The sequence below is a fragment of the Croceitalea sp. W27 genome, from assembly GCF_055693185.1.
The window spans coordinates 1448793-1461439 of the sequence record NZ_CM146327.1 but is presented as its reverse complement, the minus strand read 5'-3'; the positions used below and the strand labels follow the sequence as shown (position 1 = coordinate 1461439).

Annotated in this window: 14 protein-coding genes; 10 read left to right on the top strand and 4 right to left on the bottom strand. The window is 36.1% G+C overall.

Going from position 1 to position 12647, the window contains the following annotated elements:
* Positions 1 to 111 precede the first annotated feature (111 nt).
* The 3 genes from purE to ACZ1GR_RS06655 form a co-directional block, all read right to left on the bottom strand.
* Positions 112 to 600, bottom strand: a complete 489-nt coding sequence (purE, locus tag ACZ1GR_RS06665; RefSeq protein WP_472611388.1) for a 5-(carboxyamino)imidazole ribonucleotide mutase — start codon at positions 598 to 600, stop codon at positions 112 to 114.
* An 11-nt stretch (positions 601 to 611) separates the two neighbouring features.
* Positions 612 to 1109 (bottom strand): tetratricopeptide repeat protein, encoded by a 498-nt coding sequence (locus tag ACZ1GR_RS06660; RefSeq protein ID WP_472611387.1) that lies wholly within the window; start codon positions 1107 to 1109, stop codon positions 612 to 614.
* Positions 1110 to 1177: 68 nt separating this feature from the next.
* Positions 1178 to 2335: a 5-(carboxyamino)imidazole ribonucleotide synthase gene (locus ACZ1GR_RS06655; protein WP_472611386.1), complete on the bottom strand. Its 1158-nt coding sequence runs from the start codon at positions 2333 to 2335 to the stop codon at positions 1178 to 1180.
* A gap of 121 nt (positions 2336 to 2456) precedes the next feature.
* Between ACZ1GR_RS06655 and ACZ1GR_RS06650 the strand changes: the two genes are divergently transcribed.
* The 10 genes from ACZ1GR_RS06650 (at position 2457) to ACZ1GR_RS06605 (ending at position 12178) form a co-directional block, all read left to right on the top strand.
* On the top strand, positions 2457 to 3563 hold the full coding sequence (locus ACZ1GR_RS06650) for an adenylate kinase (RefSeq protein WP_472611385.1): 1107 nt from the start codon (positions 2457 to 2459) through the stop codon (positions 3561 to 3563).
* Positions 3564 to 3757: 194 nt separating this feature from the next.
* On the top strand, positions 3758 to 4324 hold the full coding sequence (locus tag ACZ1GR_RS06645; protein ID WP_472611384.1) for a hypothetical protein: 567 nt from the start codon (positions 3758 to 3760) through the stop codon (positions 4322 to 4324).
* A 59-nt stretch (positions 4325 to 4383) separates the two neighbouring features.
* Positions 4384 to 5382 carry a GTPase ObgE gene (gene obgE, locus ACZ1GR_RS06640; RefSeq protein WP_472611383.1) on the top strand — a complete coding sequence of 333 codons (999 nt, stop codon included), beginning with the start codon at positions 4384 to 4386 and terminating at the stop codon, positions 5380 to 5382.
* A 59-nt stretch (positions 5383 to 5441) separates the two neighbouring features.
* On the top strand, positions 5442 to 5966 hold the full coding sequence (locus tag ACZ1GR_RS06635; protein WP_472611382.1) for a DUF4136 domain-containing protein: 525 nt from the start codon (positions 5442 to 5444) through the stop codon (positions 5964 to 5966).
* 168 nt (positions 5967 to 6134) lie between these two features.
* Positions 6135 to 8441: a S9 family peptidase gene (locus ACZ1GR_RS06630; RefSeq protein WP_472611381.1), complete on the top strand. Its 2307-nt coding sequence runs from the start codon at positions 6135 to 6137 to the stop codon at positions 8439 to 8441.
* A 266-nt stretch (positions 8442 to 8707) separates the two neighbouring features.
* On the top strand, positions 8708 to 8893 hold the full coding sequence (locus ACZ1GR_RS06625) for a hypothetical protein (protein WP_377768578.1): 186 nt from the start codon (positions 8708 to 8710) through the stop codon (positions 8891 to 8893).
* Positions 8894 to 8895: 2 nt separating this feature from the next.
* Positions 8896 to 9186, top strand: a complete 291-nt coding sequence (locus ACZ1GR_RS06620; protein ID WP_472611380.1) for a hypothetical protein — start codon at positions 8896 to 8898, stop codon at positions 9184 to 9186.
* Positions 9187 to 9325: 139 nt separating this feature from the next.
* Entirely contained in the window at positions 9326 to 10402 is a 1077-nt protein-coding gene (locus ACZ1GR_RS06615; protein WP_377768576.1) for a sensor histidine kinase, read from the top strand.
* A gap of 4 nt (positions 10403 to 10406) precedes the next feature.
* Entirely contained in the window at positions 10407 to 11456 is a 1050-nt protein-coding gene (locus tag ACZ1GR_RS06610; RefSeq protein WP_472611379.1) for a sensor histidine kinase, read from the top strand.
* The gene (locus tag ACZ1GR_RS06605; RefSeq protein WP_472611378.1) at positions 11453 to 12178 is read left to right on the top strand and encodes a LytR/AlgR family response regulator transcription factor; all 726 of its coding nucleotides are present in this window, start codon (positions 11453 to 11455) and stop codon (positions 12176 to 12178) included. Before ACZ1GR_RS06610 ends, ACZ1GR_RS06605 begins: the two co-directional genes overlap by 4 nt.
* Before the next feature lie 44 nt (positions 12179 to 12222).
* Here ACZ1GR_RS06605 and ACZ1GR_RS06600 read toward each other — a convergent pair whose 3' ends face one another.
* The gene (locus tag ACZ1GR_RS06600) at positions 12223 to 12597 is read right to left on the bottom strand and encodes a DoxX family membrane protein (RefSeq protein ID WP_377768573.1); all 375 of its coding nucleotides are present in this window, start codon (positions 12595 to 12597) and stop codon (positions 12223 to 12225) included.
* Positions 12598 to 12647 lie beyond the last annotated feature (50 nt).

The following is a 12647-nucleotide window of genomic DNA, read 5'->3' as shown; positions in this document are numbered from 1 at the left end:
TACTTACTACTTACTACTTACTACTTACTACTTACTACTTACTACTTACTACTTACTACTTACTACTTACTACTTACTACTTACTACTTACTACTTACTACTTACTACTTACTACTTACTACTTACTGCTTTAGCCCCATCAATTACTTTCTGTTTCAGGCCTTCTTTATATAAAACAACCTTATCCAGCACACATTTGTCAGAGGCCCCTAATATTTGCGCTGCCAGAATACCCGCATTCTTTGCGCCATTTAGTGCTACAGTAGCTACCGGAACACCACCTGGCATTTGTAGAATTGAAAGCACAGAATCCCACCCATCAATTGAGTTAGAGCTTTTTACTGGAACCCCAATAACGGGTAAAGGAGACATTGAAGCGACCATTCCCGGTAAATGTGCGGCCCCACCAGCACCGGCAATAATAACAGCATACCCATTTTTATGGGCATTTTTACTAAAATCGAACAATTTCTCTGGGGTTCTATGTGCAGAAACGATATCAACATCTACCTCAATATCAAACCCTTTTAAAATATCAATGGCATCTTGCATGACTGGAAGGTCACTGGTGCTGCCCATTACTACGGCTACTTTGCTCATTTTTTAAGTTATTAAAGACTCATTTTTGTATTACATCGTTCTATGGAGTCCATAGCGGCCCTCATAATTTTGTCATTCATAGTAGCTTTTGCGGCATCTCGATAATAATTAACAGCCAAATTGTACTCTTCCAATTGTTCATACATGATGGCGTATTCGTTGTAGAGCGTGTATTTATCCATTCCAGGAATATCTTTGGCCTTCTCCAAAAGTGACTTTAAATCGTCAAATCTTCCCAAAGTAGATAAAAGTATAGCATAATTTTTATACACGGCAGTATAAGTTGGGCTATGTTCTAGCGCTAACTTGTAATTTTTTTCGGCATTTTCAAAATCTCTAACCTTGGTTTCAAAGACCCAGCCTAAATGATTATAGGCTTTTCCGAATGTTGGGTCTTCCTTTAAAATAGCTTCAAATGCCTCTACAGCTACCTCTATTTTTCCTGCTTTTAAGTCTTGATCGGCCTTATTGAATTTTTCTTCTAGTCGATAACGTTTTCCAATATTCATAAAACTAAATTTCATGCGTAAAAATATGCTTTGTCTTGGGTCACTAATACCCCTGAAACAGGGATTTGCTAACCTTTTGATACTACCTTAATTTTTTCTTTTACTTTTTGAGCAACTTCCCTTGCACTCGTCATGTCTTCATCTACGATGGTCACATGTCCCATTTTACGAAAAGGTCTCGTCTGTTTCTTTCCGTAGATATGTGGGGTTACACCGTCTAATTGCATAATCTCTTCTATGTTTTCATAGACCACATTTCCGGTATGGTTTTCTGCGCCTACCAAATTCACCATCACTCCCGCAACTTTACTATCGGTATTCCCAAGGGGAAGCCCTAAAATAGCACGAATATGTTGTTCAAATTGATTGGTATAACTAGCTTCTATACTGTAATGGCCACTGTTATGAGGCCTTGGCGCAACCTCGTTCACTAAAATCGCATCTTCTTGTGTTTGAAACAGTTCTACGGCCAATAATCCCACATGCTGAATTTTATCGGCCACTTTAAGCGCTACTTCTTGTGCTTTTTGTGCTACTTTTTCATCAATTCGAGCGGGGCAGATAACATACTCCACTTGATTGGCTTCCGGATGAAATTCCATCTCAACAACGGGATAGGTCTTAATTTCCCCTTTTGTACTACGTGCAACGATTACGGCCAATTCGTTTTTGAAATTTACCATTTGCTCTGCAATACATTCTACATTGGGCAGGCCTTTTAAATCAGAAATCGAGCGCACAACTTTAACGCCCTGTCCGTCATAACCGAACTGGGCACTTTTCCATACAAAAGGAAGCTCTAAACCACCATTTGAAATGCTATCCTCAATTTCTGAGGTATAGGCAAACCTAGTAAATGGTGAAGTGGGAATGTCGTTGTCGGTATAAAACAGTTTTTGCGTTGCTTTGTTCTGAATTATACGCAATGCACTTGGTTGCGGGTAGACTTTCACCCCTTCTTCTTCTAGTTTTTCCAGAGCATCGGTATTTACATTTTCAATTTCTATGGTCAAGACATTTACGTCTTTTCCAAAATTGTAAACGGTATCAAAGTCCATCAAACTACCCAAAACAAATTCATTACAGGCAATTTTGCAGGGCGCCTCTTTTGAAGCATCTAAAACTTTGGTCTGAATGTCCCATTTTCGGGTTTCATACAATAGCATTTTACCCAGTTGTCCTCCGCCGAGAATACCTAGTTTAAAATCCGAAGAAAAATAGTGCATGTTAAATCTACTTGGAATATGAACAAAAATACATCGAATTCCCAAAAGGGTGAAGGTTTACGGCAAAAAGCACGTCTAAAAAATGCTATCTTTGCCAACTGTTAAAAAAAACAAGAACACTTTGATTAAGCTACACGACAAGCTTTTTAAACCGTATCTGAGCGAAGCTGAAATTTTAGCCGCCGTACAAAAAATGGCCGATGAAATTGCTCGTGACTATAAAGACGAAGTACCTATTTTCGTTGGGGTCTTAAATGGGTCTTTTATGTTCGTTGCAGATTTTTTAAAGGCATATCAGTTTCCGTGCGAAGTGTCTTTTGTGAAACTGAGCAGTTATCAAGGATTGACCTCTACAGGTATCGTAGAAACCTTGCTTGATGTTTCTGAAGATATTGAAGGTAGAAGTGTTATTATTTTAGAAGACATCATCGATACTGGTCGCACGTTGCAACAACTGGTGCATTTGTTTTCTAAAACCAATGTAAAAGAGTTTAAAATCGCCTCATTATTCTATAAATCTGAAGTCTATAATGGCGAGTACACTATTGACTATATCGGGCTCGATATTCCTAACCGATTTATAGTTGGTTACGGATTGGATTATAATGAGTTAGGCAGGAATTTAAAAGAAGTATATCAACTAAACCAAACCCATATGATTAACCTAGTGCTTTTTGGAAAGCCTGGTGCAGGTAAAGGAACCCAAGCTGGGTTTTTAAAGGAAAAGTATAATTTAAAACATATTTCTACGGGAGATGTTTTTCGATATAACATGAAGAACGATACCGAATTAGGAAAGTTGGCAAAGTCTTATATTGATAGAGGAGATTTGGTGCCCGATGAGGTAACCATAAGTATGTTGAAGGATGAGGTTGAAAAAAACAGCGACGCTGCCGGGTTTATATTTGACGGTTTCCCCAGAACAGCTGCCCAAGCGGAAGCTTTGGATAATTTTTTAGAATCTAAAGACATGCAGGTCGATGCTACTATAGCTTTAGAAGCGGAAGATGATATTTTAGTTGCTCGATTGTTAGAACGCGGAAAGGAAAGTGGTCGTAGCGATGACCAAGATGAAAGTAAAATTCGTAACCGATTTGATGAGTACAACCAAAAGACAGCGCCTTTAAAAGACTATTATTCAAAACAGGGCAAATTTCACGCTGTAAATGGAATAGGTGATATTGTAGAGATTACTGGCCGTTTGGCCAAAGTGATTGACGCCCTTTAAGCAATTCTTAATTATAATGGAATGCCAGATAAAGTAATAACGCCAAAATATGCATTTAAGAGTTGTTTGCTGGTGATTCTTACAATTTTGGTATTCTTAATAGGCTGCGCTTGCTATTTGATTTATACATTTTACTTTGATGATTCATTAGATTTTGAGTGAAAAAATCTTCTGTTCAAAATACCAAATAACCCATGAGAGTAATTTTATTTTTTTTGTCTTTTATTTTCATAATAGTTTCTTGTACTAATTTAAATTGGACTGATAAAATACAAGAAGAGATTACATTATTCAATAATACAGAAAAAGAAGAAGGTCTTTATCTTCTTAAAAGAAACTCTTCAACAGGAATATTTTTGACCAAATATGAATCTCGTTTTGGGTTACAGAAACTAAAAATAAGGCATCTAAATTACGGAATTCTTGATTTTGAAAGACATTTCTTTTTTAAAGATTCTTTGTTGTTGTATGCATACTATGTTGGTATTGCTCCACAATCAAAACGTGAAGAGAGTATTAAGTTTCTAGCTTTTAATGAACATTATTTTTGGAAGGATAGAAATGAAGGTATTCTTATTCAACAACAGGTGGTTTCCGATTCTTTCTATGACCAAAAAAGGGTCTTAAACCTATTAAAAGAATCACAAATTAAAAAGAAGGAAATTTCACTGAAAAAATATTCTGAAATGTTATCTTACATCGAGCAGATGAATTCTTTTGAATTGGAAAAGGTTGCCGATGAAATGATTATTAGGAACTGATTAAATAGAGAAATTGCAGTTAAAGTTTAAACCCTAAATCATTAAACCAGCGAAGCGATATGACCGAAGGTAATTTTGTTGATTATGTAAAGGCTTTTGTAACCTCTGGTAATGGGGGTAAAGGCTCCGTGCATCTACATCGCGAAAAATATATTACAAAAGGCGGCCCTGATGGTGGTGATGGCGGTCGAGGGGGTCATGTTATTATAAGAGGTAACAGTAATCTATGGACTTTGGTCACCTACAAGTTCAAAAAACATTTTAAGGCGGGCCATGGAGAGCATGGCAGTAAAAATAGAAGTAGTGGTGCCGATGGGCAAGATATTTATATGGATGTACCTTTAGGTACTGTTGTGCGCGATGCCGAAAGCAATGAAATTCTTTTTGAAATAACAGAAAACGGTGAGGAGAAAATTGTAGCGGAAGGTGGTATGGGCGGTCGCGGTAATTGGCATTTTAAGACCTCAACGAACCAAACGCCCCGTTATGCCCAACCGGGAATACCAGGTCAAGAGCAAAGCATAATCTTAGAATTAAAGTTATTGGCCGATGTTGGTTTGGTCGGGTTTCCAAATGCGGGTAAATCAACACTACTTTCGGTAATAACTTCTGCAAAGCCAAAGATTGCCGATTATGAATTTACAACGCTAAAACCCAATCTTGGCATTGTTGAATATCGTGATTTTCAAAGTTTCGTCATGGCCGATATACCTGGTATTATCGAAGGTGCTGCCGAAGGTAAAGGTTTAGGGCACTACTTTTTGCGTCATATTGAGCGTAATGCAACTTTGTTGTTTTTAATTCCTGCGGATAGTAAGGATATTACCAAAGAGTATGAAATTCTCTTGGATGAGCTGCGCAGATATAACCCTGAACTGGTAGATAAACAGCGGATTATCGCGATTTCTAAAAGTGATATGTTAGATGATGAACTTATGGCGGAGATGAAGGCAATTTTAGATAAAGACTTAAATGTACCATATATGTTCATATCTTCCGTTGCCCAAAAAGGGATACAAGAGCTGAAAGATATGCTTTGGAAGTTGTTAAACGAATAATTCCCCCTTTTTTAAATACCAACCCTATTAATTTGTAATTTTAAGTAGATTCAGCTGCAATGAAGAATTTGCTTTACATAGTTATTTTGTGTGTTTTGGTTTCTTGCAATGCGGTTCGCGTCAACTATGATTATGATAAAGCCACAGATTTTTCCAACTACACTACCTACAACTATTTTGAGGATATGCAGTCTGGCTTAAGCCAGCTAGACGAGAAACGTTTACTGAACATTTTGGATTCCACTTTGCAGTCTAAGGGATACCTGCTTTCTGAAGAACCCGAATTTTTGATCAATATTAAAAGTGCGGTATTTCAATCAAATTCAGGAAACAATGTAGGTGTTGGTGTTGGCGGTGGAGGCAGAAATGTGGGCGGTGGTTTGTCGATTGGTATTCCTGTTGGTAACTCTGGTGTAAGACGGCAAATACTTTTCGATTTTGTAGATGCTAGCAAAAATGCACTCTTTTGGCAGGCAGATACAGAAAGTAGTTTTAAAGAGAACACCACACCCTTATATCGAGAAGAACAGCTCAAGAATATCGTCAAAAAAGCATTTTCTAAATACCCTCCCGATTTAAAGTAGTAGTTTTCTCCGCTTAGATTTAGCAATTTACCGTTCGCCATAATTCACTTCGTAGTTGTTCAACTTCAAAATATATTTGAACAAAATGTAACTGAATGTAACATATTGAGCTCATAATACACTCATATATAGCATTCTAAAAAATATTCAACAATTAAAAACACATTTATGAGAACAAAGCTTTCAAATTTATTTGCAACGGCTGTTTTCCTTCTAATAGGAGTTAGCAGTTATGCACAAGATATTTCCGGTTCTTGGAAAGGGACCTTATCGGTTCAAGGAATGGAGATGCCATTAATCTTTAATGTATCTAATGAAGATGGGGTATTAAAATCTACAATGGACAGCCCATCGCAAGGTGCTATAGATATCCCTATGGATGAGACTACATTTTCTGATAATCAACTCACAATCGTATTCAAGCAGGCGGGTATTAAGTATGTTGGTACTGCAGATGGTGGAGCTGTAAATGGCACTTTTTATCAAGGTGGAATGGAGTTTCCTTTAAATTTAGAAAAAACGGTAAAAACGATTCCTGGTAATCCAGAATTGGTTTCATTGGATATGGATTTGCAAAAGCTGGCAAGCCTTGATGAAGGAAATTACAGATATACAGTTGAAGATTATTTTGCCAAACCTAAAGCTTCTACTTTTAGATTTTCTCCTGACGGAAAATACATGTCTTACCGTGAGAAAGATGAAAATGGAAAGCGCCATATTTATGTAAAAAATGTAGTGACCGGTGAAGCAAAGAGAGCTATCGAAGAAAAAGAAGAATTAGTTAGAGGTTACGGTTGGATCAACAATGAAAGGTTGGTTTACCTTATGGACAAGGGCGGTGACGAAAATTACCATGTTTACGCCATTAACTTAGATGGTAGTAACCTTAAAGATTTAACTCCTTTTGATGGAGTTCAAGCACAGTTTTCTGACCTTTTGAAAGAAGACAAAGACCATATTATTGTACTGATGAATAAGAACAATAAACAGGTTTTTGAACCTTTTAAAGTAAATGTAGTTAATGGAGAACTAAAACAATTGTTCAAAAACGATGATCCTGCGAACCCTATTGCGGGGTATAATTTTGATAAAGACGGCAACCTTAAAGCCTATACAAAAATCAGGGATGGGGTAGAACAAGACTTATATTATGAAGATGGTAAAGGCGGTTTTGAAGTAATTAAGAGTTTAAGCTGGAAAGATGCTTTTGGAATATTGAACTTTGACCATGCCACAGAAAATCCTCATGATGCTTATATGGTCTCTAACATAGAAAGCGATAAGTCCAAAATTGTACTTTACGATTTAAAGGAAGCCAAGGTTATTAAGGAAGTTTTTTCTAATGAAAACTTTGACGTCTCCAACATGAGTCTGTCAAGAAAAAGAGGCTACGAACTGGACTTTGTTTCTTATGAGGGTGAAAAAAGTGTAATTCTTCCTGTAAGCGATTCTTATAAAAAACTGCACAAGCGAATTACTACTAAATTCCCGGGCAAACAGTACAGCATAGCTGATGCTACAGATGATGAGAATAATCTTTTGATTTTTCTACAGAGCGACCGTTTGTATGGCGAATACCATTCTTATGACGTTAAAAAAGATGAGTTCAAGTTTTTGTACAATTTAATGCCTCAATTAAAAGAGGAAGATATGTCTGAAATGCGCCCTATTACTTTTAAAAGTAGAGATGGTTTAACAATTCATGGCTATATCACCTTACCTAAAGCCGCTTTGGCCGGTGAGAAAGTCCCTGTAATAGTTAATCCACATGGTGGTCCACAAGGTATTCGAGATTCGTGGGGCTTTAATCCAGAAGCGCAATTGTTTGCCAGCCGTGGGTATGCCACCTTACAGGTTAATTTCAGAATTTCCGGAGGTTACGGAAAAGAATTTTTGGAATCAGGTTTCAAACAAATAGGTAGAAAAGCCATGGATGATGTTGAAGACGGCTTAAAATATGTAATCGACCAAGGTTGGGTAGATGCTAAAAAAGCAGCTATCTACGGCGGTAGTCATGGTGGCTATGCGGTACTTCGAGGTATGACCAAAACACCTGATTTATATGCTTGTGGTGTAGATTATGTGGGAGTTTCCAACTTATTCACCTTTATGAAGACTATTCCGCCTTATTGGAAGCCTTATTTGAAGATTATCAAAGAAATTTGGTATGACGAAGATATCGCAGAAGAAAAGAAAATTATGGAAGAAGTTTCACCGGTATATCAAATAGACAAAATAAAGAAGCCTTTATTCGTAGTTCAGGGTGCCAATGACCCACGAGTAAATATTGACGAATCTGACCAGATTGTTAGTGCTCTTAGAGGAAAGGGCTATGATGTGCCTTATATGGTAAAATATGACGAAGGCCATGGTTTTGCTAAAGAAGAGAACTCAATTGCACTATACAAGGCTATGATGGGGTTCTATGCGAAGCATTTAGGACAGGATGGGATTCCTACACCTTTAAAAAACTAAATAACCAACCATAACTTGTTGCAAGGGAGCCATTTGGCTCCCTTTTTTATTGAGATGCATTACAATTTTCAATTCGGTAATCGCTAATTACCGTTCGGTAAGTCCGTTTGACCGTTGGTCATAATTTACTTTCAAAACCATTCGTTTGAGCATACTTTTACTTCATAATCAAACAAAAACAACTAGTAATGATAACACTTGCGAAACTTATAATAGAAGCGGTATTAGCCATTTTACTTTAATAATAACCATTAAAAACCATAACAATGAAAAACTCTAATAACATAAAGCAGGTAGTATTTATAATAGGATTTTTAACCCTTTTAGTAGGCCTATTTAATGTAATAAGTAATAGCCTTATGACGAACTTTCTTCCCTTATACATTGGCCTTGCCTTAATCGGATTGTCTGTTTCTCATAAAGAAGACAAAGCAAAAACTTTAAATGCTTAATTATGAATAAGACAAGAACTTCACTTTGGATCGCAGGAGGAATGCTCATGCTAAGTGCAATTTTCAGTCAAATTCTAACAAAAGATATTGCCCAGGTATTAGTCCTGGGCTTGTCAGGTTTAGGCTTCACTATTCTAGGTTTTTCGAAGCAGGGGAGAAAACAAATGGCCTGTGAGGCAAAATCGCTAAAAAAGAGTCCTATCAAGACAACCTTGATGCTATTAGGATTTACTTTGTTCTTTGGAGGATTGGGCTATTTTTTTGGACAAATGCTATATCACATAATCAATTAGGTCTAAATGATTAAAAAGGAAATACTAACATTACAGAAAGTTTTTTATACCATCTTGTTCATCTTATTGTTTTACTATTTAGGTAAATTCGCAGGATTCATATTACATTTTTTTGGTTTGGTGCTGTAACCTTTAATTTATGACCTTAAAACAAAAGAATTATAACCAGATTTTTTGGGTGCTTCAGCTTTTGGGTTGGGGTTCCTTTTTTTTATTGGTCTTTCTAACATTGCGAACAGATGGAGGTATAATAGAAAAAACTATTTTTTACATTTCAATGTGTATTGTTGGGATTTTACCAACGGGACTACTACGATTTTATCTAAAAAAGACAAATAGTGTAGCTAACTTCAATTTTTTTAATGTATTTAAGATTATTGTTGGTGTGGCTCTGGCGGCTTTATTAATGATAAAGCTGCCTCGGCAGTTAGGCAGGTTGTCTCGCTTTTTAATGGATGTACTATTAGATAATCCGAATTTAGATATTTCGGCACCTGTTGCTGGCGAAAATAGTGCCCCGACCTATTTGGGCTCACTACTTTTGATTTTTGTTTGGACTGTTATTTATTTGACGATTAAGTATTTTATTAGATTAAATAAAATACGGGCAGATAAACTTCAACTAAAAGAGTCTATCAAACAAGCACAGCTCAATACATTACGGGGTCACTTAAACCCAGATTTTATTGTAAATGCCCTTAATGGAATAAAAGCATTAATGCCTCTTGATGTAAGCAAATCTAGGTCGCTACTGACACAATTATCTGAAGTATTGCGCTATTCGTTGACCAAAAACAACGTAAATAAGGTCAGTTTAAAAGACGAAGTAGAACTTGTAGAGAACTATGCCAACCTAATTAAAACGATATCCGAATCTAAACTTGATATAAGGTGTAATATAGAACAACGCTTACTTCATCACGAAATTCCGCCGATGCTATTGGTGAATCTTTGTGAGGTTGGCACTAAAAGCGATAGTCCAAAATCCAAGGAGCAAAAAAATATTATATTCCATGTTGACAAAATTTCGAATTTTTTAAAACTGAGAATAGAATACAATGATTTTACAGAATCTAATTTGGATACTGTATTGATGAAAAGAATTAAGCAGCGTCTAAAATTATTGTATAAAACTTCTGCGGAATTTAAAAAGAGAAGTACCGATTCTGGAGTTCAGATTAAGATAAATCTGCCCTTAATAGTTCAAAATCAATAAAAGAATGAAAGCTAAGAACAAAGAGCGTCTTTTTTGGTTATTACAATTAGCGGGTTGGGGTGTAACTAATGGTTTCATATTTGTTTTCCCTTTCGGGTTCAGTACAAAGTATATGATATATTCATTTTTAACTGCTACACTTCTCGGTATTTTGACAACTTCGCTGTACAGAGCTTACTTAAGGAAAAATGTGGGCCTAAGTTTTAATGAGAATAAAAAAGTGCTAAAATTACTAGGAGCCTTTTTAGTATGCAGTATTTCATACTTTGGATTAGTAATTTCAGTAGAGTATCTCTATGAAAGTATTTGGGAGCGAACGGAAAGTGAGCTTGCTTTTATCAAGGAGAATATGAGCTTTGGCTTGGCCCTTTTTAATGTCTTTTTTACGATTTTTGGTTGGACCGCTATTTACTATGGGGTTAATCTGGTCTTAAAGGCGAACAAAAACAATCTCGAAAAACTAGAACTAAACGCAACGCTAAAAGAAGCACAGTTAAATACCTTAAGAGGGCAGGTTAATCCTCATTTTATGTTCAATAGTCTAAATAATATTCGGGGCTTAATGTTGGAAGATGTTGACAAGTCTAGTGAAATGATTACAAAGCTTTCTGAAATGTTACAATTCGCCATGGCGAAAAATTCGGTGGATGCGATACCGATAAAAGATGAGCTTGAAATGGTCGAAAACTATATTAGTCTGTCTAAAATACAAATGGAAGATAGACTGCAATTTGAAAAAAATATTGAAACCGAGGTACTTGATTCAAAAATACCGCCTATGATTATTCAACTTTTAGTTGAGAACGCTGCAAAACACGGTATTGCCAATTTAAAGAATGGAGGAATTATAAAACTTCAAATAGCAAAATCGGAAGATAATTTGAATATACTTGTTTCCAATTCCGGTAAGCTTCAAATTGCGGAGAATTCTACGCAATTAGGGTTGAAAAATATCAAACAAAGACTAAGGTTATTATACGGAGAAAAAGCAAACTTTAGTCTTAATGAGGTAGGTGAAGAGGTGGTTGCAGAAATAAATATTCCACAGATATGAGTATAAAAGCGGTAATAGTTGAAGATTCGCGCTTAGCTCGTAATGAGTTAAAAGAGCTATTAAAAAGCCACTCTGATATTGAGCTGATAGGCGAGGCAGAAAATGTGGATCTGGGTTATGAGTTGATACAAACAACACATCCTGATTTGTTGTTCCTTGATATAAATATGCCCGAGAAAGATGGTTTCGAACTTTTAGAAATGCTCGATGATGTACCCATAACGGTTTTTACGACTGCTTTTGATGAATATGCGATTAAGTCGTTTGAATATAACGCTTTAGACTATTTGCTTAAACCGATCAATGACAAGCGTTTTGCTGCGGCTATTGAAAAGGTAAAATCTAAGATAGCGGCTAAAGAAGAAGAAAATGGTTCTTCTGTCAAGCTTACCGAGAGTAGTCAAATTTTTATAAAAGATGGAGAGCAGTGTTGGTTGGTAAAAATTGGCGAAATCTCCCATTTTGAAATCGTTGGTAATTATACCCGCGTATTTTTTCAGGGGAATAGACCAATGCTATATAAATCATTAAATCAGATTGAAGAGAAATTACCAGAAGGTTCTTTTTTTAGGGCTAATCGCCAACAGATAGTTAATACCAATTTTATCGCTACTGTAGTTCCGTGGTTTAATGGAAAATTAAAACTTACGATGCAAAATGATGATGAGGTAGAAGTTTCAAGAAGGCAGTCTTATCTCTTTAAAGACCGAATGAGTTTTTAAATAAAAAAAGCCTCTCAATTTGAGAGGCTTTTTTATTAAGTTCTTTATCCTTTCAACATTGCCGAGTAACTATCTTTATAACCAATTAAAGTAATTACATTCAGTAAAAGCAATCCAATGGCAGGGCCAATATTAGCGGGGTCTAAAGTAGCGTGAAAAAGTACGGCGTTTACCGAAACACTCATTAGAATAACGGTTAGTAAAGCTCCCCATTTATTAAAAATAAGGGCAAGACCAGCTACCACTTCAACAATTCCGACCAGATTTAATGTTTGACTTTTAGCCAATGCGCCAAAATAATTGAGTGCATCTCCGGTCAGCTCAAAAGCGGGTAAAAAGTTTAAAAACTTGTTGAGTCCAAATACTAGAACAAATAGTCCCAATAAAATTCGAACTACTAAAAAGATTTTTGATTTCATTTGTTAAAAATTTGTTGGTTTGTCGATAAAACTAAACAAAATTTACAAAA